Annotated in this window: 27 protein-coding genes; 10 read left to right on the plus strand and 17 right to left on the minus strand. The window is 66.5% G+C overall.

The annotated features are described in order from the left end of the window. Window positions 1-21: 21 nt before the first annotated feature. From ccmB to BLV97_RS12530, 13 genes are all read right to left on the minus strand, one after another. Entirely contained in the window at window positions 22-678 is a 657-nt protein-coding gene (ccmB, locus tag BLV97_RS12470) for a heme exporter protein CcmB (RefSeq protein WP_035846478.1), read from the minus strand. After that, the gene (ccmA, locus tag BLV97_RS12475; RefSeq protein ID WP_035846480.1) at window positions 675-1307 is read right to left on the minus strand and encodes a heme ABC exporter ATP-binding protein CcmA; all 633 of its coding nucleotides are present in this window, start codon (window positions 1305-1307) and stop codon (window positions 675-677) included. Before ccmA ends, ccmB begins: the two co-directional genes overlap by 4 nt. A gap of 59 nt (window positions 1308-1366) precedes the next feature. Beyond that, a complete protein-coding gene (locus BLV97_RS12480) occupies window positions 1367-1735 on the minus strand; it encodes an Mth938-like domain-containing protein (protein WP_035846482.1) in 369 nt (122 codons plus the stop codon). 3 nt (window positions 1736-1738) lie between these two features. Next, entirely contained in the window at window positions 1739-2494 is a 756-nt protein-coding gene (locus BLV97_RS12485) for a TSUP family transporter (protein WP_143037528.1), read from the minus strand. After that, on the minus strand, window positions 2491-3465 hold the full coding sequence (gene secF / locus BLV97_RS12490; protein WP_035846484.1) for a protein translocase subunit SecF: 975 nt from the start codon (window positions 3463-3465) through the stop codon (window positions 2491-2493). Before secF ends, BLV97_RS12485 begins: the two co-directional genes overlap by 4 nt. Before the next feature lie 2 nt (window positions 3466-3467). Continuing rightward, window positions 3468-5132 carry a protein translocase subunit SecD gene (gene secD / locus BLV97_RS12495; RefSeq protein ID WP_035846485.1) on the minus strand — a complete coding sequence of 555 codons (1665 nt, stop codon included), beginning with the start codon at window positions 5130-5132 and terminating at the stop codon, window positions 3468-3470. A 21-nt stretch (window positions 5133-5153) separates the two neighbouring features. Beyond that, window positions 5154-5480, minus strand: a complete 327-nt coding sequence (yajC, locus tag BLV97_RS12500; protein ID WP_051646311.1) for a preprotein translocase subunit YajC — start codon at window positions 5478-5480, stop codon at window positions 5154-5156. Window positions 5481-5621: 141 nt separating this feature from the next. Continuing rightward, entirely contained in the window at window positions 5622-6035 is a 414-nt protein-coding gene (locus BLV97_RS12505) for a Na+/H+ antiporter subunit G (protein WP_035846489.1), read from the minus strand. 9 nt (window positions 6036-6044) lie between these two features. Continuing rightward, the gene (locus tag BLV97_RS12510; protein WP_035846492.1) at window positions 6045-6314 is read right to left on the minus strand and encodes a K+/H+ antiporter subunit F; all 270 of its coding nucleotides are present in this window, start codon (window positions 6312-6314) and stop codon (window positions 6045-6047) included. Continuing rightward, complete coding sequence (locus tag BLV97_RS12515; protein WP_035846494.1) at window positions 6311-6805, minus strand: Na+/H+ antiporter subunit E; 495 nt, start codon at window positions 6803-6805, stop codon at window positions 6311-6313. The genes BLV97_RS12510 and BLV97_RS12515 overlap by 4 nt, the downstream gene beginning before the upstream one ends. A 9-nt stretch (window positions 6806-6814) precedes the next feature. After that, window positions 6815-8332: a monovalent cation/H+ antiporter subunit D gene (locus BLV97_RS12520; protein ID WP_035846527.1), complete on the minus strand. Its 1518-nt coding sequence runs from the start codon at window positions 8330-8332 to the stop codon at window positions 6815-6817. Between the two features lie 2 nt (window positions 8333-8334). Then, window positions 8335-8745, minus strand: a complete 411-nt coding sequence (locus BLV97_RS12525; RefSeq protein ID WP_051646312.1) for a Na+/H+ antiporter subunit C — start codon at window positions 8743-8745, stop codon at window positions 8335-8337. Continuing rightward, entirely contained in the window at window positions 8745-11660 is a 2916-nt protein-coding gene (locus BLV97_RS12530; protein ID WP_081825200.1) for a monovalent cation/H+ antiporter subunit A, read from the minus strand. Before BLV97_RS12530 ends, BLV97_RS12525 begins: the two co-directional genes overlap by 1 nt. 220 nt (window positions 11661-11880) lie before the next feature. On the opposite strand from BLV97_RS12530, the gene ade reads away from it, so the two are divergent. The 6 genes from ade to BLV97_RS12560 all read left to right on the plus strand — a co-directional run bounded on the left by ade (window position 11881) and on the right by BLV97_RS12560 (window position 19371). Next, window positions 11881-13578 (plus strand): adenine deaminase, encoded by a 1698-nt coding sequence (gene ade, locus BLV97_RS12535; RefSeq protein WP_035846496.1) that lies wholly within the window; start codon window positions 11881-11883, stop codon window positions 13576-13578. A 126-nt stretch (window positions 13579-13704) separates the two neighbouring features. Further along, window positions 13705-14220: a DUF1697 domain-containing protein gene (locus BLV97_RS12540; protein ID WP_035846498.1), complete on the plus strand. Its 516-nt coding sequence runs from the start codon at window positions 13705-13707 to the stop codon at window positions 14218-14220. Window positions 14221-14851: 631 nt separating this feature from the next. Then, window positions 14852-15952 carry an ABC transporter ATP-binding protein gene (locus BLV97_RS12545; RefSeq protein ID WP_035846500.1) on the plus strand — a complete coding sequence of 367 codons (1101 nt, stop codon included), beginning with the start codon at window positions 14852-14854 and terminating at the stop codon, window positions 15950-15952. 80 nt (window positions 15953-16032) lie between these two features. Then, window positions 16033-17232, plus strand: a complete 1200-nt coding sequence (locus BLV97_RS12550; RefSeq protein ID WP_051646313.1) for an extracellular solute-binding protein — start codon at window positions 16033-16035, stop codon at window positions 17230-17232. A gap of 73 nt (window positions 17233-17305) precedes the next feature. Further along, window positions 17306-18514: an ABC transporter permease gene (locus BLV97_RS12555; protein ID WP_244521019.1), complete on the plus strand. Its 1209-nt coding sequence runs from the start codon at window positions 17306-17308 to the stop codon at window positions 18512-18514. Then, window positions 18511-19371 carry an ABC transporter permease gene (locus BLV97_RS12560; protein WP_035846504.1) on the plus strand — a complete coding sequence of 287 codons (861 nt, stop codon included), beginning with the start codon at window positions 18511-18513 and terminating at the stop codon, window positions 19369-19371. Before BLV97_RS12555 ends, BLV97_RS12560 begins: the two co-directional genes overlap by 4 nt. 188 nt (window positions 19372-19559) lie before the next feature. Here BLV97_RS12560 and BLV97_RS12565 read toward each other — a convergent pair whose 3' ends face one another. Next, on the minus strand, window positions 19560-20216 hold the full coding sequence (locus BLV97_RS12565) for an HD domain-containing protein (RefSeq protein ID WP_051646314.1): 657 nt from the start codon (window positions 20214-20216) through the stop codon (window positions 19560-19562). A 232-nt stretch (window positions 20217-20448) separates the two neighbouring features. Between BLV97_RS12565 and BLV97_RS12570 the strand changes: the two genes are divergently transcribed. After that, complete coding sequence (locus BLV97_RS12570) at window positions 20449-21432, plus strand: aldo/keto reductase (protein WP_035846506.1); 984 nt, start codon at window positions 20449-20451, stop codon at window positions 21430-21432. 85 nt (window positions 21433-21517) lie between these two features. On the opposite strand, the gene BLV97_RS12575 is transcribed toward BLV97_RS12570, so the two are convergent. The 3 genes from BLV97_RS12575 to BLV97_RS12585 are packed head-to-tail and all read right to left on the minus strand — an operon-like array spanning window position 21518 to window position 23085. Next, window positions 21518-22381: an urea carboxylase-associated family protein gene (locus tag BLV97_RS12575; protein WP_035846508.1), complete on the minus strand. Its 864-nt coding sequence runs from the start codon at window positions 22379-22381 to the stop codon at window positions 21518-21520. A gap of 13 nt (window positions 22382-22394) precedes the next feature. Then, window positions 22395-22601 carry a hypothetical protein gene (locus BLV97_RS12580; protein WP_035846511.1) on the minus strand — a complete coding sequence of 69 codons (207 nt, stop codon included), beginning with the start codon at window positions 22599-22601 and terminating at the stop codon, window positions 22395-22397. A gap of 4 nt (window positions 22602-22605) precedes the next feature. After that, complete coding sequence (locus BLV97_RS12585) at window positions 22606-23085, minus strand: protein-tyrosine phosphatase family protein (RefSeq protein WP_035846513.1); 480 nt, start codon at window positions 23083-23085, stop codon at window positions 22606-22608. A 115-nt stretch (window positions 23086-23200) separates the two neighbouring features. Between BLV97_RS12585 and BLV97_RS12590 the strand changes: the two genes are divergently transcribed. From BLV97_RS12590 to recR, 3 genes are all read left to right on the plus strand, one after another. Continuing rightward, window positions 23201-24982 (plus strand): DNA polymerase III subunit gamma/tau, encoded by a 1782-nt coding sequence (locus BLV97_RS12590; protein ID WP_035846515.1) that lies wholly within the window; start codon window positions 23201-23203, stop codon window positions 24980-24982. Between the two features lie 71 nt (window positions 24983-25053). After that, window positions 25054-25398, plus strand: a complete 345-nt coding sequence (locus BLV97_RS12595) for a YbaB/EbfC family nucleoid-associated protein (RefSeq protein WP_035846538.1) — start codon at window positions 25054-25056, stop codon at window positions 25396-25398. A 3-nt stretch (window positions 25399-25401) separates the two neighbouring features. After that, window positions 25402-26001 carry a recombination mediator RecR gene (gene recR / locus BLV97_RS12600; protein ID WP_035846517.1) on the plus strand — a complete coding sequence of 200 codons (600 nt, stop codon included), beginning with the start codon at window positions 25402-25404 and terminating at the stop codon, window positions 25999-26001. The last annotated feature ends 150 nt before the right edge of the window (window positions 26002-26151 follow it).

A 26151-nucleotide genomic window follows, 5' to 3' on the forward strand; every position in this document is an offset into this window, starting at 1 on the left:
ATGCGGCGCAGCGGCGCAGGGTCAGCGCAGGTTGATCCGCAGTGCCGCCGCCGAGCCGAAGGGCAGCGCGGCGATCGAGCCCAGGGTGATCGCGGCCAGCAGGACCAGCGGTGTCGTCGCGGACAGCCCCTCGGCCCCGCGCCGAACCGCTTCGGCGCCGAAGATCAGCGTCGGAACATAGAGCGGCAGCACCAGCAGCGACAGCAGCAGCCCGCCGCGTTTCAGACCGACGGTCAGCGCCGCCCCGAAGGTACCGATCACCGACAGCGCGGGCGTTCCCAGCCCGAGGCTGACCATCAGCCAGGGATAGGCCGGCCCGGGCAGGTGCAGCAGCAGCCCGAACAGCGGCGAGGCCAGCGTCAGCGGCAGGCCGGTTGTCAGCCAATGCGCCAAGGCCTTGATGGTGACGACGCCCTCCAGCGGTATCGGCGCGGTGGCCAGCAGGTCGAGCGAGCCGTCCTCATGATCCAGCGCGAAGATCCGGTCGAGCGACAGCAGGCAGGCCAGCAGCGCCGCGACCCACAGGATGCCGGGCGCGATCAGGGCCAGCAGATCGGCCTTGGGGCCCACCCCCAGCGGCACCAGCACCACCACGATCAGAAAGAAGGCAAGGCCCAGGCCGAAGCCGCCGCCGGCGCGCACCGCAAGCCTGAGGTCGCGCAACAGCAGGCCGATCACAGGAAAGCCTCGTCGAATCCGTGGTCGAAGACATCGGCGGCGCGGCGCGGATCGGCGCGAAATCGCGACAGCTCCAGCACCTCGGCCTCGTCCAGCCCCAGGTCGATATGGGTGGCCATCAAGGCCAGTCCTCCGCCCGCCAGATGTTCGCGCACCACCGCCCCGAACAGCGCGACCGAGGCTGTGTCAAGGGACACGGTAGGTTCGTCCAGCATCCAGATCGGCCGGCCGGTGACCAGCAGCCGCGCCAGCCCCAGGCGCCGCTTCTGCCCCGCCGAAAGGTTCTGCGCCGGGCGGTCGGCCAGATCGCGCAGATGCATCCGGTCCAGCGCCGGGGCGATGTCGCCGGTGCCGAAGATGCGCGCCCAGAAGGCCAGGTTCTCGGCCACGCTCAGCGTCGCTTTCAGCCCATCGGCATGGGCGGCATAGGCGATCGTTTCGGGCGGATGCGACACGCTGCCCTCCAGCGCCGGTTGCAACCCGGCCAGGGTACGCAGCAAGGTGGTCTTGCCCACCCCGTTCGGCCCCCGCAGGATCAGCGCCCGCCCGGCGGCCAGCGCGAAGGAGACGCCTTCCAGCACCGGAAGTCCGCCACGGGCACAGGCAAGATCGGTCACGCGAAGTTCCATGCGACAGCCCTAGCCGATTGCCGGGCGCCGGGGAAGGCCCGCGCCGCGCCGCACGCGAACTAGAAGGATGCCTGCCCCACCGGCAGCAGGGCGGCGGCGACGCGGCGGCCTTCGGACAGGGTGACATTGTAGCTGCGGCAGGCGGCGGGAGAGGACATGATCTCGACCCCCAGGCCCTGGGCTTCCAGCCGGTCGCGCAGGCCGTGGGGCAGGGGGGCGATTTCGGCGCCCATGCCGATGAAGATCACGTCGATCCGCCCCGCCAGCGCCAGCAGCGCGGCGGCATCGTCCAGCCCGCCCCAAGGTCCCGCGCCTTCGGGCGTGACCAATGCCGCGCCCTCGATCACCGCGCCGCCGATCCGGAAGAAGGCGGGCCCGTAGCCGTCCACCGGCCTGCCCGCGCCGTAATCCACCTCGTTCAGCCGCATCGTTCAGCCCCCCCAGATCGGCAGCCCGGCCAGCGCCGAGCCCAGGATGATCAGATTGGCGAGCCGGCGATAGATCCGCTCGCGCTCGGGTCTGAACATAGCGGCGCCGGCGACGGTGGCCAGGGTGAAGGGGACCAGCAGCAGCGCCCCCAGCACTAAGCCGCCGAGATCGAGCCGCCCCATGATCGCCAGCGCCGCCAGCACGCCCGCGTCGACCAGCGCCAGATAGAGGATCAGCGTGGCCCGCACATGCGCGGCCCCGCGCGGCCCGGTCATCAGCACCAGGATCACCGGCACCCCGGCGATGCCGGTGGCCCCGCAAAGAAAGCCCGACAGCGCGCCCACGCCTACCAGCCCACCGGCGCGCGGGTGCCAGACATGGCGCCAGCCCGCGAGCAGCAGCGCCAGCGCGGTCAGCGCGGTCACGGAAATGCCGATGCGGAACACCTCGGTCGGCACCGCGGTCAGCAGCGCCAGCCCCACGGGCAGCAAAAGCGCGAAACCCAGGGCGAGAAAGCTGATCTCGCGCGGGTGGCCCTCGCGCCAGCCGCGCGGCAGGTTGGGCAGGCTGCCGACCAGATCCATGGCGGCCAGAGCGGCGATCGCGGCGAAGGGCGACAACACCATGCCGGCGAAGGGCATGAACACCAGGGCCGAGCCGAAGCCCGCGAAGCCGCGAACAAGGCCGGCGATCGCCGCGGCGGCGACCATTAGCGCCAGCCCCGGACCGCCGAGGTCCGGGACCAGTGGAAGGTTCACACCTTGCCCTTGGAGAACTGGGTGCCCGCGCCCTTGTCGGTGGGCTTGGACCAGTCGCGCTTCACCCCGACCATCAGCACGATGTTCTTGGCGACATAGATCGAGGAATAGGTGCCCACGACGATGCCCCAGGTCATGGCGAAGACGAAGTTGCGGATCACGTCGCCACCCAGCACCAGCAGCGCGATCAGCGCGATCAACGTGGTCCCCGAGGTCATCACGGTCCGGCTGAGCGTCTCGTTGGCCGAAAGGTTCAACAGGTCGCGCAGCGGCATCTTCTTGTATTTGATCAGGTTCTCGCGGGCCCGGTCAAAGACGACCACGGTGTCGTTGATCGAATAGCCTACGATCGTCAGGATCGCCGCCACGATCGACAGGTCGAATTTCAGCTGGAACACCACGAAGATGCCGATGGTCAGCGCGACGTCATGGACCGTTGCCGCGACCGCGCCCATCGCGAACTGCCACTCGAAGCGTAGCCAGATGTAGAAGATGATCGCCGCGACGGCCACCACGACGGACAGGAGCGCGGTCTTGATCAGTTCCTGCGACACCTTCGGTCCGACGCTTTCGATCGACGGGAAGGTGACAGTGTTGTCGACCTTCTTCAGCGCGGCCTCGATCTCATGGGTGGTTTGCGGGGTAATGCTTTGCTGGCCGTTCTGGGCCTGGACGCGCACCATCGCCACATGTTTCTCGGCGCCGAAATTGGGGTCGAACACCTGGGTGATCATCACGTCGCCCAGCTTCAGCGGCTGCAGTGCATTTCTGAACTTGCCGACGTTGATCGGTTGCTGCGATTGCACCCGGATCGTGGTGCCGCCCTTGAAGTCGATGCCGTAATTCAGCCCGACCGCGAAGAACAGCACGATCGAGGCGATGGTCAGCACGACCGAGCCGCCGAAAGTCACGCCAGCGATCTTGAAGAAGTCGATATTCGTCTTTTCGGGGACGAGTTTGAGCCTGCGCATGATCACACCACGATGGTTTTGGGACGGCGGCGTTCGAACCAGAGCACAATCACCAGCCGCGTCACATAGATGGCGGTGAAGACCGAGGTCAGGATGCCGAGTCCCAGGGTGATGGCGAAGCCGCGGACGGGTCCGGCGCCGAGCCAGTAGAGGATCACCGCCGTCATGAAGGTGGTGATGTTCGAATCGAGGATCGCCGACAACGCGCGCTCATAGCCCAGCTCGATCGCCCGCGCGGGGCCTTTCGAGACGCGCAATTCCTCGCGGATGCGTTCGTAGATCAGCACGTTGGCGTCCACCGCCATGCCGACGGTCAGCACGATGCCGGCGATGCCCGGCAGCGTCAGCGTGCCGCCGATGGCCGAGAGCACCCCGAACATCATCGCCATGTTCAGGACAAGCGCGAAGTTCGCGATCCAGCCGAACATGCCATAGACGGCGACCATGAACACCATCACCGCGGCGGTGCCGACCATCGCCGCCAGCTTGCCCGCGGCGATCGAATCAGCGCCCAGCGTCGGGCCGACGGTGCGCTCCTCGAGGAATGTCAGCTTGGTGGGTAGGGCACCCGCGCGCAAGAGCACCGCCAGGTTGGTCGAGCTTTCGATGGTGAAATTGCCGGTGATGATGCCCGATCCGCCGCGGATCGCCTCATTGATCACCGGGGCCGAGATCACCTTCTTGTCCAGCACGATGGCAAAGGGCTGCCCGACATGGGCGGCGGTGTAATCGCCGAACTGCCGCGCCCCCGAGGGCCCGAAGCGGAAGTTGACCGCCGGGCGCCCGTTCTGGTCGAACGAAGGCTCTGCGTCGGTCAGTTCACCGCCCGAGACGACGGGTGTCGCGTTGACGACGTAATAGACACCCGGCTGATCCGACGCCGGCAGCAATTCGTTGCCGATGCCGGGATTGGCGTTCTTGTCCGAGGTCTGGCGGATCACCTGGTTGAAGGTCAGCTTCGCGGTGGTGCCGATCAGCTTCTTCAACTCACCGGCCGAGCTGATGCCCGGCACCTCGATCAGGATGCGGTCGTTGCCCTCGCGCTGGATCGTCGGTTCGCGGGTGCCGGATTCGTCGATCCGGCGGCGTACGATTTCAAGCGATTGCTGCACCGTGCGCTCGTCGGTGGCCTTCTTTTCGGCATCCGAAAGCTGGATGGTGATCGCGTCCGGACCGTCCTGGGTGATCGCCAGATCCTTTTCGCCGACACTGGTCAGCGATACCACTGGTGTCGCCAGCTTGCCGATCGCCGACAGCGCCTCTTGCATGCCCTGGGGATTGCCGATCTTGACCTTCAGCGTGCCCGGCGGGCTTTGCACCCGGCGCACGCCGCCGATGGTGTTTCGGTCCTTGCGCAGCGCGTCGCGTACCTCGGGCCAAAGCGCGTTCATGCGATCGACATAGACGTTCTTCAGCTGCACCTCGGCCAGCAGATAGGCGCCGCCGCGCAGATCCAGGCCCAGATTGACGATCGACGAGGGCAGCCACGACGGCCAGCCGTCGATCGCGGCCTTTTCGGCGGCGGTCGTGGTGCCGGTCTTGTGCACCTTCACAAGCGCGTCGTTATGCTGTTGTACGCGGTTGTAAAACAGGTTGGGCATGGCGAAGAACAGTGCGGTCAGACAGACCAGCACGATCAATGCCCGTTTCCACATGGAGATATGCATTTGCGCGCTCCGCTGAGGTCCTCAGGAGGCCGGCTCGGTCTTCGAGATGACCTGAGAAATGGTAGAGCGGATGACGCGCACCCGCACGCCTTCGGCGATTTCGACCTCGACCTCGCCGTCGTCCTTGACCTTGGTGACCTTGCCCAGGATGCCGCCCTGGGTGACGACCTGATCGCCGCGCCGCACGGCTTCGACCATGGCCTTGTGTTCCTTCACCTTTTTCTGCTGCGGGCGGATCAGGATGAAATACATGATCCCGAAGATCAGAATCAGCGGGACGAAGCTGGTCAGGGCGCTGGTGGCTCCGGCGGAACCGGCGGCCTGGGCAAATGCGGGCGTCGCGAACATCGTCTTCCTCTCGTGTGGGGGCGCGTGGAATGCGCCCTGCATGAAGCGGCGGGGGCCCTGCGGACCCCTCCGAAATTGGCCGGCACCCTATCCGCGCCCCCCGGGGTTGGCAAGGCGCTCGGGCGATGGGCCGCGGGCCGGTCAGAGCGCGTCGCCCACGCCTTCTTCGGGCAGGATGGCAGGCTCGTCGACCTGTTCGTCTTCGGGGGGCTGCTGACCGGCCCAGACGGCACCGTCGCCGGGCGGCGGCAGATCCGCGTACCCGCCAGTACGGTGCAGATGCGCCTTGGCGATGAAATTCGCAGTCAGCGGCGCGGTCAGGAACAGGAAGATCGAGATCAGCAACTCGTGAAAATTGATCTGCCCGTGGCGCCCAGCGAACCATAGCATCGAGGCGATCAGCACCGCGCCCACCCCCAGCGTCGTGGTCTTGGTCGGCGCATGCAGCCGGGTCATCAGATCGGGCAGCTTGATCAACCCGTAGGAGCCGATTAGCCCCAGCGCGCCGCCGATGACCAGCAGCGTCGAGACCCCGATTTCAAACGCCATTTCCATTCGCCGCCCCTATTCGATGATGTCGCCGCGCAACATGAACTTGGCATAGGCCACGGTCGACACGAAGCCGACCATGGCGATCAGCATCGAGGCCTCGAAATAGACCGTGGTGCCTTCCTTGATGCCCAGCAGCGTCAGCAGCGCGATCGCGTTGATCACCATGGTGTCCAGCGCCAGCACCCGGTCCGGCACGCCCGCCGCGCGGAAGATGCGGTAGAGGTTCAGAACCAGCGCAAGTCCGTAGCACGACATGGCGAATTGCAGAGCATGATCGATCATGGAAAAATCTCCAGCAGGCGGCGCTCGTAGCGCTGCTTGATCTCGTCGCGTACCGCGTCCGGTTCCGGGGCGTGCAGGCAATGTACCAGAATTGAATGCGCGTCCGAGGATACCTCTGCCGTCAGCGTCCCCGGCGTCAAGGTGATCGAGCCGGCCAGGACGGTGATCGCCTCGGGGCTGCGCAGCTCCAGCGGGATCACGACCCAGGCGGGTTGCAGCCGGGCACGCGGCACGAACAGCACGATCCGGGCGACGGTGATATTGGCAGTCACGATATCATACAGCACCACCAGGATATATTCGACGATCTTCAGCGGCCGGTGGATGCGCGGCCTGTCGGGCCAGTAGCTTTGGGTCAGGAACGGCACGACCAGCCCCAGAAACAGGCCGAATGCCGCCGCGCCGGCGGAGACGCTGTTCATCAGCATCATCCACACGAAGGTCAGCAGAAGCGTCAGGAACGGGTGCGGAACCAGCCGCGACAGGAACATCGGCGCCTCCTATTTCGGGCCCAGGACGGCGGTGACATAGGCCGCGCGGTCCAGAAGCTGGGCCGAGGTGCCCTGCATCCAGCCCGTCACCGGCCCGGCGAAGATCGTCAGCGCGACCAGCGCGGCCAACAATAGGCCGGTGGCGACGAAGGGCAGGGCGGCGCGCGGCTCCGGCTCTGAGATCCGCCCACCGGGGGCGATCGCGTTGGCCTTCCAGAAAAGCGTGCTGCCAGCGCGCGCAAGGCCAAGGATCGCGATCAACGAGGTGACAAGGATGGTGGCCCAGATCAGCCACTGACCGGGGTGGCCCCAGGTGGCCTGCATCACCAGCAGCTTGCCGACGAAGCCTGACAGCGGCGGCATTCCCGCCATGGCGATGGCGGCGGCGAAGTAGAAGGCCGCGATCAGCCCGGCATCAGCGATCCTGGGCGCGGGGCGCAGCGCGCCGCCGGCCTCGCCGCGCCGCGCGATGGTCAGGTCGGCGATCAGGAACAGCACCGCCGCCGCCAGGGTCGAATGGACCGCGTAGTAAAGCGCGGCGGTGTTGCCCTCGGGGGAAAACTGGGCGACGGCGATGAACAGCGTTCCCATCGACCCGATCGCGGCAAAGCTGACCAGCCGCGCCAATTGCCGCGCGCCCATGATGCCGATTATCCCCAGCGCCAGCGTCAGCAGCGCGGCGGGCAGCAGAAGGTCGGCGAAAAGCGTGCCGGTGGCGGGCGTCTCCGGCGGGAAGATCAGGGTGAAGACCCGCAAGATCGCATAGGCACCGATCTTGGTCATCACGGCGAACAATGCCGCCACCGGACCGGGTGCGTGGGAATAGGTGTTGGGCAGCCAGAACTGCAGCGGCACCAGCGCGCCCTTCACCGCAAAGACCAGCAGCAACAGGATCGCGCCCACGCGGATCAGCCCGGTGTCGCCCGGCGGCAGCGCTGCCACCTTGTTCGCCAGATCGGCCATGTTCAGCGTGCCGGTGACCGCGTAGATCGTCCCCAGCGCGAACAGAAACAGCGTCGAGCCGGCCAGATTGAAGACGACATATTGCACGCCGGCCTTCATCCGCTCGGCCCCGCCGCCATGGATCATGAGGCCATAGGAGGCGATCAGCAGGACCTCGAAGAAGACGAACAGGTTGAAGGCGTCGCCGGTCAGGAAGGCGCCGTTGATCCCCATCAACTGGAACTGGAAAAGCGCATGGAAATGCCGCCCCCGCGTGTCCCAGCCACTGCCGATCGCATAAAGCAGCACCGGCAACGCCAGCCCCGCGGTCAGCGCCAGCATCATCGCCGACAGCCGATCGAGCACCAGGACGATGCCGAAGGGCGCGGGCCAGTTGCCCAACCGGTAATCCAGGATCGGCCCGTTGCTGGCCCCGATCAGCAGCCACAGCGCCAAGGCCGCCAGCGCCACGGTGCCCGCGACCGAGAATATCCGCTGCAACTGCATGTCGAAGCGCATCAGCAGCACCATCAGCGGCGCCAGCACTGCCGGGATCAGGACCGGGGCGATGATCCATTCGCTCAGGCTCATGGCGTGTCCTCCGGCCCGGCGGGGTGGTGTTCGGGCCCGTCCTCGGGCGTGGCCTGCGCGGGATCCACCTGGGCCGCGTCCAGGGGTTCTTCCATGTCGATGCGGTCGTTGCCGGTTTCCAGATAGGCACCCAGCGACAGGATCACCACCAGCGCCGTCATCCCGAAGGAGATGACGATCGCGGTCAGCACCAGCGCCTGGGGCAACGGATCGGTATATTCCTTCAGATGTAGCGACAGGATCGCCGGGGCGCCGACGATCAGCCGACCGGTGGCGAAGAGGAACATGTTCACCGCATAGGACAGAAGCGCCAGCCCCAGGATCACCGGAAAGGTGCGCAGCCGCAGGAACAGATAGATCCCCGCCGCCGTCATCATGCCCACCGCGCTGGCCACAAGAAGTTCCATCAGCGGCCCTCCGGCGCGGGCGGCGGGCCGTCGCCATCGGGCGCGACATCGGTGCCGGGCTTGTTCTCGGGGGTGGCTTCGGGCGCGTCTTCGCGCGGGTCGGTGCTCATCGGGGCGCGGTTCACGGTCTCGCCGGCGCGGCGGGCGATCAGCGACAGGCTTGCCAGCGCCAGCATCACCGCGCCGACCACGGTCAGGAACACGCCCAGATCGAAGCCCATTGCTGTGGCCAGCTCGAATTCGCCCAGATAGGGGATGTAGAAATGCCCGAAATCCGAGGTCAGGAACGGCCGCCCGTTGAAGAAGGCGCCGATGCCCGTGACCGCGGCGGCCAGCACCCCCAGCCCGATCAGCGCCTGATAGTTGAAGCGCTGGCGCAGATGCGCCCAGGCAAAGCCCGAGGCCATGTATTGCATCAGAAGCGCGATGGCGATCACCAGCCCCGCGACAAAGCCGCCGCCGGGCTCGTTATGGCCGCGCAGATAGATGAAGATGCCCACCAGCACCGCGATCGGCATCATCACCCGTGTCGCCACCACCAGCATCAGCGGATGGCGGTCGCCGGCGCGTTTCAGATCCGGCACCCAGCCGCGCAGCCGGGCGTTTGCGGGCCCGCGCAACAGCGCGTCGGTCAGCGCATAGATCGCGATCGCGGCGATGCCCAGCACGGTGATCTCTCCGAAGGTATCGTAGCCGCGGAAATCGACGATGATGACGTTGACCACGTTCTCGCCGCCCGCGTCGGGCTTGGAATGCGCCATCTGATAGGTCGAGATCGTCTTGAAGGCGAAATCGCGGATCATCAGCGCATAGATCAGCGCGCCGACACCCAGGCCGCCGGCGATCGCGATGATCCCGTCGCGCCATTTGCGCGGGGCCGAGCTTTCCTTCGGCGTGGTCTTGGGCAGGAAGTTCAGCGCCAGCAGCAGCAGCATGACCGTCACCACCTCGACCGAGATCTGGGTCAGCGCCAGGTCGGGGGCGGACAGGTAGACGAAGGCGATCGAGACCATCAGTCCGATGATCCCCACCAGCACCAGCGACAGCAGGCGGTTGTGATGGTACATCACCACCGCCACCGTGGCCGCCATCAGCGCGAACCAGGCGATCAGCGGCACGGGTTCCAGCGGTGTCAGGGCATGGTGGCCGGCCGAGACGCTGCCGCCGGCGTAGGCATAGACCCCGGCCAGGATGCAGGTGACGGAGAAGATCGTCAGGTAGCGGCTGATCGCGCCGTTGTGCAGCCCTTCGGTCACCCCGCGCGCGGCGCCGGTTGCCGCCGCCATCAGCGCGTCGAAGATCCGCTTCGCCTCGGGCTTCGGCGTGGCTAGCCACAGGCGCTCCAGCGGGCCATGCAGCCCGACCAGCAGCGCGCCGCCCGATATGGCGATGATCGACATCCACAGCGCCGGGGTGATCCCATGCCACAGCGCCAGTTCCGGATGCACGGCGCTGCCCGTCACCGCGTTGGCCGCGGCCGTGACGATCCAGCCTGCAACGGTCATCGGGAACAGGCCGATCGCGATCACCAGCGCTGCCAGCACCCCGGGCGAGGCCCACATCCCAAAGACCGGATCATGCGGTTTGGACGGGTAGTCCTCGCGCACGGGCCCCAGAAAGACATGGGCGATGTAACGCAGCGAATAGGCGACCGAAAATATAGCCCCCAATGTCGCTACCACGCCCAGGATCCAGGGATTGCCCAGCCAGTAGGTATGGGCTGCGGCCTCTAGCATCATTTCCTTCGAGATGAAGCCGTTGAAGGGCGGGATGCCGGCCATCGACAGGCCCGCGATGGTGGCGATGGTGAAGGTGATCGGCATTAGCGTCATCAGCCCGCCCAGGCGTTTGGCGTCGCGGGTGTGGGTTTCGTGATCGACGATGCCCGCGGTCATGAACAGCGCGGCCTTGAAGGTGGCGTGGTTGATGATGTGGAACACCGCCGCGATCACGCCCGCCTTGGTGCCCAGCCCCAGAAGGAAAGTGATCAGCCCCAGATGCGACACCGTCGAGAACGCCAGCAGCGCTTTTAGATCGTCCTTGAACAGCGCGATCTTGGCGGCCATCACCATGGTCAGCAGGCCCACCGTCGAGACGATATAGAACCATTCCGGCCGGCCCGCGAAGATCGGCCAGAGGCGGGCCATCAGAAACAGCCCCGCCTTCACCATGGTGGCCGAATGCAGATAGGCGGACACCGGCGTCGGCGCGGCCATGGCGTGCGGCAGCCAGAAGTGGAACGGGAACTGGGCCGATTTCGCGAAGGCGCCGGTCAGGATCAGCAGCATCGCCGGCAAAAACAGCGGCGAGGCCTGGATTTCTTCGCGATGCTTGAGGATCTCGCTGATGTCGTAGCTGCCCGCGACATGGCCCAGGATCAGCATCCCCGCGATCATCGCCAGCCCGCCCATGCCGGTCACCGCCAGCGCCATGCGCGCGCCCTGCCGGCCTTCGGCCAGGTGTTTCCAGAAACCGATCAGCAGGAAGGACGACAGCGAGGTGAGTTCCCAAAACACCAGCAGCAGCAAGATGTTGTCCGACAGCACGATGCCCACCATCGCGCCCTGAAACAGCAGCAGATAGGTGTAGAACTCGCCCATCGAATCCTTCGGGTCCAGATAGAACCGCGCATAAAGGATGATCAGCAGCCCGATCCCCAGGATCAGCAGCGCGAAGAGAAATCCCAGCCCGTCGAGGAAGAAATTCGCGTTCAGCCCGATCTGCGGCACCCAGGCGATACGCTGCACGATCTCGTGGCCTGCCAGCACCGCCGGGGCGTGCAGCAGCAAGCCCAGCAGCGCCAGCGCGGTGAAGGCGCCGGTCACGCCTGCGCAGGTGTTGCGCCCGGCACGGGCCATCAGCGCGGGGAACAGGGCGCCGAGGAAGGGCAGCGCGGCGATCAGGGAAAGGGGCATCCCGGGGCGGTCTCTTTTCTCGTTGGCGCGGCCGGTATGGCCCGAAATTCTTCTGGTTGAGGGTCTAGATGGTGCAACCGGGCCGCTCAAGTCAAGGTGAGCGGGGCGGTTTGCCGCGCCCGGTGCCCCGGTGGCCCGGGGGGTGGACCTTCCCCGCATACTGCGCGCAATCTGCGGCAGGATGGGAACGGCGAAGGCAGAAGCGGAGGCGGAGTCGAAGATGCGGGCGGATCTGGAACGGGCAATCGCGCAGGGGCGGGGAGAGACGCCTGCCGATCTGGTGCTGAAGGGAGGGAGGGTGTTCGATCTGATCAGCGGCGAACTGGTCGACACCGACGTGGCGATCTGCGGCGACATGATCGTGGGCACCTTCGACCGCTACCAGGGCCGGCACGAGATCGACTGCTCCGGCGAGATCCTGGTTCCCGGTTTCATCGACACCCATCTGCATATCGAAAGCTCCGCCGTCACGCCCTTCGAATTCGATCGCTGCGTCACGCCCCGTGGCATCACTACCGCAATCTGCGACCCGCATGAAATCGCCAATGTCGCGGGGCTGGACGGGATCACCTATTTCCTCGACGCCTCGGCGCGCACGGTGATGGACATCCGGGTGAACCTGTCGTCTTGCGTGCCGTCGACCCATATGGAAACCGCGGGCGCGCGCCTTGAGGCCGAGGACCTGATCCCGCTGATGGATCATCCGCGGGTGATCGGGCTGGCGGAATTCATGAACTTCCCCGGCGTGATCCACCGCGATCCGGGCGCGATGGCCAAGCTGCGCGCCTTTCGGGGCCGCCATATCGACGGCCATTGCCCGCTGCTGCGCGGCCGCGACCTGAACGCCTATATCAGCGCGGGCATCCGCACCGAACACGAGGCGACGACGGCCGAAGAGGCGCTTGAGAAGCTGCGCAAGGGGATGCGGGTCCTGATCCGGGAGGGCTCAGTCTCGAAGGATCTTCATGCGCTGGCGCCGCTGATCACCGAACGCCATTCGCCCTATATTTGCCTCTGCACCGACGACCGGAACCCGCTGGATATCGCCGAGCACGGGCATCTTGACTACATGATCCGCACTGCGATCGCGCTGGGGGCCGATCCGCTGGCAGTTTACCGTGCCGCCAGCCTTTCGGCGGCCGAGGCCTTCGGGCTGAAGGATCGCGGCCTGATCGCGCCCGGCAAGCGCGCCGATATCGTGCGAATCGACAGCCTGAAGGGCTGCCATGCGGCGGGGGTGATCTGCGGCGGCGTGATCGTGGACGACGCCGCCTTCGCGGCGCGCGAGGTGATCGCGCCGGTCGCGCGGCATTCGGTCAAGGCGCGCCGCGTGGAGGCGCGGGATTTCCGCACCAAGGGCAACCGGGCCGAGACGCCCGTCATCGGCATCCTGCCCGGCAAGATCATCACCGAGCACCTGACCGAGACGATCGTGCCCAGCGATGGCGACAAGCGCCCCGATACGGCGCGCGACCTGATCAAGATCGCGGTGGTCGAACGCCACGGCCGCAACGGCAACATCGCCACGGGATTCGTGCGCGGCTTCGGGCTGAAGGCGGGGGCGATCGCCTCGACCGTCTGCCACGATCACCACAACATCGCGGTGGTCGGGGTGGATTACGACGACATGGCGCTGGCGGCGAACCGGCTGGGCGAGATCGAGGGCGGCTTCGTCGTGGTGCAGGGCGGCAAGGTCGTGGCCGAGGTCGCGCTTCCGGTCGCGGGGCTGATGAGCCTGGAACCCTTCGAGGCGGTGCGCGACGCCCTGGTCCGCCTGCGGGCCGCCGCCGCGGGCCTGGGCGTTGTGTTGGAAGAGCCCTTCTTGCAACTTGCGTTCCTTGCGCTGCCGGTGATTCCGCATCTCAAGATCACCGATCACGGCATGGTCGACGTCGACCGCTTCGAGGTGATTGGCTAGCACGGCGCGCCGAACTGGCCGTGCCTGGGGGCGTCGCCGGCGCCGACGGCGATCCGATAGGCGCGACATCTTCGTCAATGGCGGCTAACATCGGGCGAACGACGCGACACCATGGGGCGCCGGCGCATGGCCATTTTGGTTGCTTTTCTCCGGGCGGTGAATGTCGGGGGGACCGGCAAGTTGCCGATGGCCGAGCTTCGCGCCCTGTGCGCGGCGGTTGGTTTCGACGGCGTTCGCACCTATATCCAGTCCGGCAATGTCTTGTTCCGCACCACGCTTGCCCCCGATGCGGCAAGGGCGGCGCTCGAATCCGCCCTGCGTGCGCAGTTTGGGAAGCCGTTCGATATCGTCGTCAGGGATGCCCGGGATCTGCGCGACGCGATCCGCGCCAACCCCTTCAAGGCGGCGTCACCAAGCAAGGTCGCGGTCCTGTTTCTGGACCACGCGCCGCCGGCGGATGTCATCGCAACGGCGAAGGGGCGGCGCGACGAAGAGATTGGGCTGGGACCGCGCGAGGTATTCATCCACTACCCTTCGGGCATGGGGCGTTCGCGGCTTTGGCTTGCCGGCATGGAAACCGGGACCGCGCGCAACCTGAACTCCGTCACCAGGCTTGCCGAGATGGCAAAGGAAGATGTCTGAACCCGGCGGCGGGACGAGGCCGCGTGCCGGGGACGCGGACACCGCGAAACCGCCACGGCCGCAGGATCGCCGGCGCGCGGGCCCTGGTTTCTTGTTCTTGCCGGGCCGCCACCCCGCGCCCTTCGCCGCGGCCAGTCCCCGCATCCCCTGCTGTTGCCCGGCTTCGGCGCGGACAGGGCCGCACAGGGCCGCACAGGGCGCGCGTTTCGGCCCAAGGCGGGCCTTGGGGGCTGATCCGCTGGGCCGAAACCAATGCGCTGTTTCGCCCCGAAGCGGTCGTGCCGCGACCAGCGCGTTCTTGGCGGCGCTGCCGATCGCCTGGGGATGCCCTTTGGGTGGTGATGATTCCGGGGGGCGCAATTCTGGGTTGCGTGTGGCGATGCACCAGGAGACGCGCGCTGCTGGACAGGTTGGACAGGAGCTTGCTTCCGGGACGGGCGATTTGGCTGCATTCGCCCTGGAACCCGCCGTTTCGGCCGCCGGATCTGGCATTTCTTGACTATTTTTACCGCAATATCGGACCTGCGATCGAAAACAGGATAAGCAGGTTGCAATGCGGGACGGGTTTTGCTTGTCTCGGGCAGGACTGAGAAAGGCACCATGAAGTGCCGCGACCATCGGGGAGAAGTAGGTGGCTCAAGACCACAACGACGCGTTTGTCGAATTTGACCGTGTACAGAAAAGCTATGATGGCGAATCGCTTGTCGTCAAAGACCTCAACCTGAAGATCGGCAAGGGCGAGTTCCTGACCATGCTCGGCCCGTCGGGTTCGGGCAAGACGACCTGCCTGATGATGCTGGCCGGGTTCGAGACCGCCACCCAGGGCGATATTCGCCTGGACGGGCGCCCGATCAATTCGGTCCCGCCGCACAAGCGCGGGATCGGCATGGTGTTCCAGAACTACGCGCTGTTCCCGCATATGACGGTGGGCGAGAACCTGTCGTTTCCGCTGGAAGTGCGCGGCATGGGCAAGTCCGAGCGCGAGTCGAAGATCAAGCGCGCCTTGGACATGGTCCAGATGGGGGAGTTCGCCAATCGTCGTCCCTCGCAGCTTTCGGGTGGGCAGCAGCAGCGCATCGCGCTGGCGCGCGCGCTGGTCTTCGATCCCGAACTGGTGTTGATGGACGAACCGCTGGGCGCGCTGGACAAGCAGTTGCGCGAACATATGCAGTTCGAGATCAAGCATCTGCACGAAAGCCTGGGCATCACCGTGGTCTACGTCACCCATGACCAGGGCGAGGCGCTGACCATGTCGGACCGCATCGCGGTGTTCAACGACGGACGCATTCAGCAACTGGCCCCGCCGGCGACGCTGTATGAAAGCCCCGACAATAGCTTCGTGGCCCAGTTCATCGGTGAGAACAACAAGCTGCCCGGCACCGTCGAGGCGATCGAGGGCGAGACCGCCCAGGTCCGGCTTGACAGCGGCGAGGTAATCCGCGCCACGGCCGTGAACGTCACCGCCAAGGGGCAGAAGACGCTGATCTCGATCCGCCCCGAGCGGGTCGAATACCGCGAGGAACTGCTGCCGCCGGGCGCCCAGACGCTGGAAGCCGAGGTGCTGGAATTCATCTACATGGGCGACATCTTCCGCACCCGGCTGAAGGTGGCGGGATCGGACGAGTTCATCATCAAGTCGCGCAATACCCAGGGACAGACGCAGCTGACCCCCGGCCAGAAGATCAAGATCGGCTGGGCCCCGCAGGATGCGCGCGCACTTGACGCGCAATAGGCCGGGCCCGCCGTGCCGGGGCTGGCGATAATTCAACCAGGGGCGAGTTTAACGCCCTGCAACATCGGAGGTTTTTGAACATGACCAAGGATCCGGAAAACCGCGGTCTGCCCATTTCGCGCCGCGACCTGCTGGCGCTTGGGGCTTCGACGGCGGGTGTCGTTTCGCTGTCCTCTCTGTCGACGCTGATCGGCACGCGGCGCGCGATGGCGGCGGGCGTTGACAAGATCAACCTGTGCTCCTGGGGCGGTGCCTATCAGATGAGCCAGATCGAGGCCTATCAGAAGCCCTACACCAAGAAGACCGGCGTCAACTTCAACAACATCGAGAAATCGGGTAACGGCCCGGCGCTGCTGACCGCGCAAGAGCAAAGCGGCAACGTCTCGTGGGATATCGTCGACCTGGTGCAGGCTGACGCGAACCGCCTGTACGAACAGGGCCTGCTGCAGGAAATCGTCTTCGACAAGGACCTGGACAAATCGCCCGACGGCAAGCCCGCCAGCGAAGACTTCACCCTGGGATCGCTGGGCTCCGGCGCCGAGGGCGAGACCTCGGGCGGCTATGTCTCGACGATCTCGTACAACACGATGTTCGGCTACAACAAGAAGGCCTTCAAGAACGACGCGCCCAGCTCGGTCAAGGATGTCTGGGACCTGGAGAAGTTCCCCGGCAAGCGCGCGCTGCAGAAGATCCCGGCCGGCAACCTGGAATGGGCGCTCTATGTCGACGGCGTCGAGAAGGACAAGATCTACGAGGAACTGGCCAAGCCCGAGGGCGTCGACCGCGCCTTCAAGAAGCTCGACGAGCTGAAGCCGCACGCCGTGTGGTGGAGCGAGGGCGCCCAGCCGCCGCAGATGCTGGCGCAGGGCGAGGCCGTGATCGCCTCGGCCTATAACGGCCGGATCTTCAATGCGATCGCCGCCGACGACCAGCCCTTCGGCTTCATCTGGGACGGCGGCATCTACGAATGGGACGGCTGGACTATCCCGGCCAGCTTGCCCAAGGACCGCCTGCAGGCGGCGATGGACTTCCTGCGCTTCTCGACCTCGACCAAGTCGCTGATGGAACAGGCCCGCTACATCGCCTATTCGCCGGCGCGCAAGTCGTCCTTCGCGGAGATGTCCGACCTGACCTACTACAAGAACGACAAGATCAAGATGATGGAGTACATGCCGACCTCGCCGGAGCACCTGAAGCACTCGATCGCCAAGAGCGCGTCGTTCTGGTCGAACTACGGCCCGCAACTGAGCCAGCGCTTCTCGTCCTGGCTTGCAAGCTGATCGGCCGGCCATGTGCGCTGATGTGACAGTCGCAACGGGGGAGCTGGCTTCGGCCGGCTCCTCCAAGTTGAAGGTGAGCCTGCGCAAGGCCGAGGCAAAGAAGCGCCGCACGGCCTTCATGCTGACGCTGCCGCTGCTGGCCTTCATCACCGTGATGTTCCTTGTCCCGTTGCTGGGAATGGTCTGGCTGAGCGTCGCCAACACGGCGGTTCGCGATTACATGCCCAAGACCGTATCGGCGCTGGCCACCTGGGACGGTAAGGAACTGCCGCCCGAGAAGGCCTATGCCGCCGTCGGCGAGGATCTGACCGCGGCGTTCAAGGCGCGCACCTTCGGCCGTGTCGCGAAACGGCTGAACGAGGAAATGCCGGGCGTGATGGGGGTGATCAACAAGACCTCGTTCCGCTCGAACAAGCTCAAGACCCCTCCGGCCAGCTGGAAGGACGAGCTGATCAAGATCGACCCGAAATGGGGCCAGATGCCGATTTGGAACCTGCTGAAGCGGCAAAGTTCCATGTTCACGGCCGATTACTATCTGGCCGCGATCGACATGCAGGTCTCGCCCACCGGGCATATCGAGCGCGTGCCCTCGTATGAGCGCATCTATATCAAGCTGTTCATCCGCACCGCTTGGATGTCCGCCCTGGTCACCGTGCTGACACTGGTGCTGGGCTATCCGCTGGCCTACTGGATCTCGCGCATGCCGGCGAGCCGGGCCAACCTGATGATGATCGCGGTGCTGCTGCCGTTCTGGACCTCGCTCTTGGTGCGGATCACCGCGTGGATCGTGCTCTTGCAATCGCATGGCGTGGTCAATTCGCTGCTGGTCGAAAGCGGCATGGTAGCCGAGAACGCGCGGCCGCAACTGATCAACAACGCCCTGGGCACCGTGATCGTGATGACCCAGGTGCTGCTGCCCTTCATGGTGCTGCCGCTTTATTCGGTGATGCGTTCGATCCCCGACAGCTACATGCGCGCGGCGGTCTCGATGGGCGCCCATCCGTGGCGCGCCTTCTGGCGGGTCTTTGCGCCGCTGACCGTCTCGGGCGTGGGCGCGGGCGTGCTTTTGGTGTTCATCCTGTCGATCGGCTACTACATCACGCCGGAGCTGGTCGGTGGGCAGAACGGGCAGTTCATCTCTAACCGGATCGCCTATAACGTTCAGCAATCGCTGAACTGGGGCCTCGCCGCCGCGCTGGGCACGATCCTGACCGTGGTCACGCTGATCCTCTTCCTGATTTACGGAATGATCACCGGCAAAGGAAAGGTATCGATCGCATGAGGCCCAAGAAGCTTCCCGGTTACCTCAGCCCGGCGGAACGCGGATGGTTCTACGTCTTCCGTTTCTACGGGCTGGTGGTGCTGTTCTTCCTGGTCGTGCCGCTGGTGGTGATCGTGCCGCTGTCGTTCAACGCGACGCCCTACTTCACCTTCACCAAGGGGATGCTGGAATTCCAGCCCTCGGCCTATTCGACGCGGTGGTACGAGACCTTCTTTACCAACGATCAATGGCTGCTGGCGCTGAAGAACAGCTTTATCATCGCGCCGATCGCGACGCTGATCGCGACCACGCTGGGCACCTTGGCGGCGTTGGGCCTGACGCGGCCCAATATGCCGTTCAGGACCTTCATCACCTCGCTTCTGGTGCTGCCGATGATCGTGCCGCTGATCATCACGGCGACGGCGCTGTTCTTCTACTTCTCCTATCTGCATATCGTCGACAGCTACGTCGGCGTGATCATCGCCCATGCGATCCTGGGTACGCCCTTCGTGGTGATCACCGTCACCGCGACGCTCGAGGGGCTGGAGCCGCAGTTCTTCCGCGCCGCGCTCAGCCTGGGCGCGACGCCGAGGGTGGCCTTCTTCAAGGTGGTCATGCCGCTGGTGCTGCCGGGGATCATCTCGGGGGCACTGTTTGCCTTCATGACCTCGTTCGACGAGGTGGTGATCGTGCTGTTCATCGCGGGTCCCGACCAGAAGACCCTGCCGCTGCAGATGTGGACCAACCTTCGCTACACGATCGATCCGACGATCCTGTCGGTGGCGTCGCTGATCCTGCTTCTGGCCGTGGTGCTGCTGGGCAGCCTGGAATTGATCCGCCGCAGGTCGGAGAAGTTGCGCGGTATCAGCCCGCAATAACCCCGGCGGGCGTGACGATCGCAAGGGCGCAGAGGCCCGACAAGGCGACGCGTTCCCCCCGGCGGGACAGGCATGAAGTTGAACGAAGGGGCGCCGCGGCGCCCCTTCTGCCGTTCTTGGGAAACGATGCGGGATCGGTCGCGGCCGCGCATCTTCGGGATGCGACGGGCCGATCGCGGCCGCGGATCCTAATCCCGCCGGACGTGCCGATCGCGCAGCGCCCGCACATCGACCCCGCCCTGTTCCAGCTTTCGTTCGGAATGCCCCCTGATCACCGACAGGATCGCGCCCAGGGTCGCGTCATGCGCGCATTCGCGGTCCATCTTGGTGTAGACCAGGCCGTATTCGGGCTCGGTCCAGGTGGCAAGATCGGCAAGGTTGTGCTGGTGCTGGACCTCCAGCTTGTCGAGGGCGCGGGCAAGGCGTGCCTCGTCGGTCTCGGCGTCCTCATATTCGCGCCAGAGGGTGATCACCTGCGCGCCGATATCCGCAGGCAGCATCGCCTTGATCGTCTCCATCGCCCGGGCTTCCTCTTGTTGCTTGGCATCCTTGCGCGGGCTTTGTTCCATGCAGGGGATGTCGCCGGTGATGGCTTCGGCGATGTCGTGCAGCGCGATCAGCTTCAGGGTATGGCCAAGATCGACGGGCCGTTCCAGCCGCGGCGCCACCAGGATCGCCGCGATGGACATCAGCCAGGTGTGTTCGGCCACGCTTTCGCGCCGACCGTCGGAAAGCCAGCTGTGCCGCATCTCGCGTTTCAGGCGTTCGGCAAGGGAAAGCACGGCGACGATGCTTTCGGCCTCGGGGGCGGAAAGACGTGCGGGGCCGGGCGGCTGATCTGTCATGGCTGTCCTTCGGGGTCGCGCCCCAAGCATCCGCGGGGCCGGTGCATGGCACGCAATATGCGGGCGGCAAGGGGCAGAGGCAACCGGACCGCGCGGCGGCGCGGGGCGGACGGGCCGCGTCATGTCGCGGGGACGGCTGCCTTCTCGATTCGTGTGGGCAGCAAGGCTTGACCTCGGGGCGGATCTGGCCATGCTTCGGCGAAATCGCGCGCATCCGGAAAGGGACAAAGGCATGAAGCAACGCCAGTTGGGGGCGGGCGGCCCCATGGTCTCGGCCATCGGGCTGGGATGCATGAGCTTCGCGGGTTTTTTCGGCCCCACCGACGAGGAAACCAGCCTGCGTTGTCTCGATGCGGCCCATGATGCCGGGATCACCTTCCTGGATACGTCGAACCTTTACGGCATGGGACTGTCCGAGCAGGTCATCGGCACCTGGCGCCGCAGCCGCGGCAAGGATGCGGTGATCGCCACCAAGGCCGGCATCGTTCCCGGCCCGCCGCGCAGCTTCGACAATTCCGAGGCCCATCTGCGCCAGGAGCTGGAGAAATCCCTGCGCCTTCTGGGCCGCGATCACGTGGAGTTGTTCTACATCCACCGCCGCGAGGCCGCGCGCCCGATCGAAGAGGTCGTGGGCACGCTGAAGGCCTTCATCGACGAGGGCAAGATCGGCGGCTACGGCCTGTCCGAGGTCGCCCCCTCGACCCTGCGCCGCGCCCATGCAGTGCATCCGTGCATGGCAGTGCAGAGCGAATATTCGCTGTGGTCGCGGCAGCCCGAACTGGGGCTGATCGAGGCCTGCGCCGACCTGGGTGTGGCCTTCGTGCCGTTCTCGCCGCTGGCGCGCGGCATGTTCGGCGAACATTTTCCCGACCCGGCGGCGATGGCCGAGCGCGATTTCCGCCGTACCAACCCGCGCTTCCAAGAGCCGAACTTCAGCTACAACACCGCGGCGATCCGGAAGTTCAAGGATTTCGCCCGTGACCGGGGCTGGAGCGTCAGCGCCGCCGCACTGGCCTGGGTGCTGGACCGGGGCGCGCATCTGATCCCGATCCCCGGCACCCGCACGGCCGAGCATCTGGTCGAATGGGCCGGCGCGTGCGAGATCACCCTGACCGATGCCGACCGGGCCGAGATCGCGAGCCTGCTGCCGGCGGGCTTTGCCCACGGCGATCGCTACAGCGACGGCCAGATGGCGGCGGCCGAGCGCTACTGCTGAGGCCCGGTGCGGGAGGCGGGGCCGGGCGCCTCCGGCGGGAGTATTTGGGCCAAGATGAAGGGCTGTGGCGCAGGGCGAGCGGGCTTCAGGCGCCGTGGCTGCCGTCGTAGCCGTTCCGGGGCGGCGGGGTCCAGCCGGACAGGGCGGCGGGGTCGGGGGTGAATATTTCGACCTGCAGGGGGTGGCAGGCAGCGGTGTCCGAAGAATGTTCGGATCCGCAATCGCCGCCCGGGCAGGCCGAGAGCGCGCCCAGCAGGTCGATTTCCGCGAAGAATTCGAGGTAGTCGCCGGGGCGCACGGGCGAAGCCTTCATGAAATACTGCCCGGTGTCGCGGGTGAAGCCGGTGCACATGAAGACATTCAGCACGTCATGGATATGGGGTTCGGCCTCGGCATGGGTCATGTCCCGCGCCGTGGCCAGGGCGCGGGTCAGGTTGGAATGGCAGCAATGGTGATATTGTCCGCCCTTCAGCAGGTTGTGGGTATAGGGATCGCAGCGCGTGCCGATCACGTCATGCACCGCGCCGCCGAAGTCGTCGAAGCCGTACCAGTCCAGCGTGTCTTCCGTGATCGTCGCCATCGGACGCAGCGCGGGGAAGCTGGACCACAGCCGATCGCCGGTTGAAAGATGGGTGCCGTGCAGCGCGCGGGTCTTGCCGGAATAGAAGCGTTCCGACAGGTCGGCGGCGTTCCACAGGTTCAGGTCGCCGACCTGGGGCCCTTCGGTGCAGGTGATGCGGAAGAAGCTGCCGGCGGGGGCGGTGAAGCAGGCGGCCTGGCGCGGGGGGGCGATGATTTCGGCGGTCTTGCGCGCCGTGGCGCGGGCCGCGCGGTAGGTCGCGAGGTCGGGCGGCGGCAGGCTGTCGACGGGGTAGCAGATCACCGGGGGCAGGGCGCGGCGGGCCTCGGCGTCGGCGGGGGCTGCGGTTTCGGGCGTGGCGGGTTTCATCGGGGCCTCGGGGTCAGGGGCGCAGGCATTGGTTCGGGGTTTTTCCGTTCGGGCAATCTGTCTCGGCCCCGCAGGCGGCGCAACGGAAATGCGCCTGGCCGGGCGGGGCGGGGTGGGTACGTTCGGCGCGCCAGCGGCATTGCCGGGTCAGGGTGGAATGGCGGCGCATCCACCACATCGCCGCTAGCACCAGCACGATGACGATCGGAAACAGCGCCACGCGTTCAGCCCTCGACCGCCCAGGCCATCTGCGCCGCGGTCTCGACCGCGCAGGGCCGCGCCGCGCGCAGCCGCGCCAGCGCCGCCTCGGGGGGCTCGCCGGCCTCGACCATCAGCCGCAGCGCGATCATGCCCGAACGGCCGCAGCCAGCGCGGCAGTGGATGAACAGCCGCCCGCCGCGCCCCAGCGCCGCCAGCAGCCCGCCCGATTGCATCGGCCACAATTCGCGGCTCATGGCGTCGGGGGCGCCGTAATCGGTGATCGCGAAGCGTCGCCAGGGGATCTGCTGTGCGCCCAGATCGGCGGCCAGGCGGGTGGCGCCGCCGCGCTCAGCCTCGGCCACGGTGGCGAGGCTTAGCACCATCCCCGGCCGCCAGGCCAGAATCGCCGCCAGATCGCCCCGGTAATCGCCGTCCAGCCCCGGCAGCGCGCCGATCCCGATCGTGCCGCCGCCCAACCCGATCTCGGCAATCTCGTATCCCATGCCCACCTCCTGCCTCGCGGCGTGCGTCTTGTTGCCTGCCATGTGCTGGACGCCGCCCCGGCCGCACCCTAGTCTGGGGGCCGATCCGAATCCAGCCAGGGCCCGCCCGATCCGCATGAGCGACACCCAAGACACCGCCGCCCCGAAATACCAGGTCCTGGCCCGCAAGTACCGGCCCGAGACCTTCGCCGATCTTGTCGGGCAGGAGGCGATGGTGCGGACGCTGAAGAACGCCTTCGCCGCCGATCGCATTGCCCAGGCCTTCATCATGACCGGCATCCGCGGCACCGGGAAGACCACCACCGCGCGGATCATCGCCAAGGGGCTGAACTGCATCGGCCCCGACGGCCAGGGCGGCCCCACGACCGAGCCCTGCGGCCAGTGCGAGCCCTGCCGCGCAATCATGGAAGGCCGCCATGTCGACGTGATGGAGATGGACGCGGCCAGCCGCACCGGCGTGGGCGACATCCGCGAGATCATCGACAGCGTGCATTATCGGGCGGCTTCGGCGCGCTACAAGATCTACATCATCGACGAGGTTCACATGCTCTCGACCAGCGCCTTCAACGCGCTGCTCAAGACGCTGGAGGAACCCCCGGCGCATGTGAAGTTCATCTTCGCCACGACCGAGATCCGCAAGGTCCCCGTGACGGTGCTGAGCCGCTGCCAGCGCTTCGATCTGCGCCGGATCGAGCCCGAGGACATGATCGGCCTGCTGCGCCGCATCGCCGATGCCGAGGGCGCGGCGATCGCCGACGACGCGCTGGCGCTGATCACGCGGGCCGCCGAGGGATCCGCCCGCGACGCGACCTCGCTGCTGGATCAGGCGATCAGCCACGGCGCCGGCGAGACCTCGGCCGAACAGGTGCGTGCCATGCTGGGGCTGGCGGACCGGGGGCGGGTGCTCGATCTGTTCGACCTGATCATGAAGGGCGACGCCGCCGCGGCACTGTCCGAGTTGTCCGCGCAATATGCCGGCGGCGCCGATCCGATGGCGGTGCTGCGCGATCTGGCCGAGATCACCCACTGGCTGAGCGTCATCAAGATCACCCCCGCGGCGGCCGAGGACCCGACTGTCTCGCCCGACGAACGAGAGCGCGGACAGCGGATGGCGGGTGCGCTTCCGATGCGGGCGCTGACGCGGATGTGGCAGATGCTGCTGAAGGCGCTGGAAGAGGTGGCCCAGGCCCCGAACGCGATGATGGCCGCCGAGATGGCGGTGATCCGGCTGACCCATGTGGCCGACCTGCCCACGCCCGAGGATCTGGTGAGGAAGCTGCAAGACGCCCCGCGTCCGCCCGCCGGGCCGGGCGGTGGCGGCGGTGGTGGCGGTGCCCGGCCTGCCGGTGGCGGCCCGGGGGCGGGGATGGTGCATGCGCCGATGCGCGGCGCGGCGATGGCCCCGGCGCGCGGCCCGGCCATGCAGGCCGCGCCCGCCGCCGCGCCCGAGGCATTGGCGGCACGCTTTCCCAGCTTCGACCATGTGGTCGAACTGATCCGCACCATGCGTGACGTGAAACTGCTGGTCGAGGTCGAGACGGGTTTGCGCCTGGCGCGCTATACCCCCGGCCGGATCGAGTTCGAACCCGCGCCGGACGCGCCTGCGGATCTGGCCGCGCGGCTGGCGGGGCGGCTGCAGGGCTGGACCCATCAGCGCTGGGGGGTGTCGGTCGTCTCGTCGGGCGGTGCCCCCACGATCGCCGAGACGCGCGAGGCACGGCTGACCGAGCAGCGCGCGAAGCTGCAGGCGGAAAATCCGCTGGTCCAGGCGGTCTTCGCCGCCTTCCCCGAGGCCAGGATCACCGAGATCCGCGCCCCCGAGGCGTTGATCCGGGACGCCGCCGAAAGCGCGCTGCCCGAGGTCGAGGACGAATGGGATCCGTTTGAGGACGGCTAGCGCCTTGGCTTGCTTGTGGCCGGGCGGCGGCGCGCCTATCTTGATTTCAATGACGAATGGAGGCGACGCGCATGTTCAAGGGTATGGGCGGTCTTGGTGACATGACCAAGATGATGAAGGCCGCGCAGGAGATGCAGGCCAAGATGGAAGACCTGAACCGCCAGATGGAAAGCGCGACGGTCCAAGGCGAATCCGGCGCGGGGCTGGTGAAGGCGCGCGCCACGGCGAAGGGCGAATTGACCGGGCTCGAGATTGACCCCTCGATCTTCGTACCCTCCGAGAAGGAGGTGGCCGAGGATCTGATCCTGGCCGCGATCAAGGACGCGCAGAAGAAGGCGGCCGAGAAATACCAGTCGGAGATGCAGCGCCTGACCGGCGAGATGGGCCTGCCGCCCGATTTCAAGCTGCCGTTCTAGGCCATGGCCGACATCCCGCCGCAGATCGAGGCGCTGATCGACATGATGGCGCGGCTTCCCGGCCTCGGGCCGCGCTCGGCCCGGCGGGCGGTGCTGCACCTGATCGGCAAGCGCGAGGTGCTGATGACGCCCCTGGCGGCGGCCCTGGCCGAGGTCGCGCGTGGCGTGCGCAATTGCGCGCGCTGCGGCAATATCGGCACCGACGAGCTGTGCCCGATCTGCGCCTCGGACAAGCGCGCGACGGGCGAGATCTGCGTGGTCGAGGACGTGGCCGATCTCTGGGCGATGGAACGCGGCGGCGCGTTCAAGGGCCGCTATCACGTTCTTGGCGGCACGCTTTCGGCGCTTGACGCCATCGGGCCCGAGGATCTGCGCATCCCGCAACTGGTCGACCGGATCGGGGCGGAAGGTATCAGCGAAGTGATCCTGGCGTTGAACGCCACCGTCGACGGCCAGACCACGGCGCATTACCTTGCCGAGGCGCTCGAACCTGCCGGGGTGCAGGTGACCAGCCTTGCCCAGGGCGTGCCGATCGGGGGGGAACTGGATTATCTCGACGACGGCACGATCGGTGCGGCACTTCGGGCGCGCAAGCGGTTCTAGGACGACGAGAAGCGAAGTGCATAGAGGGCGCAAGTGCGACCTCGATCTTGCCGTATGAGCTACTCCCCGTCTCTTGGACAGGATCTGGCGTAAATTAAGCTACTCGTTGCACCTGCTGATCGGGTTGATTGATATCATTTCTCTGCCAAT

The organism is Allgaiera indica (genome assembly GCF_900106675.1).
In the GTDB taxonomy this organism is placed as follows: Bacteria; Pseudomonadota; Alphaproteobacteria; order Rhodobacterales; family Rhodobacteraceae; genus Acidimangrovimonas; species Acidimangrovimonas indica.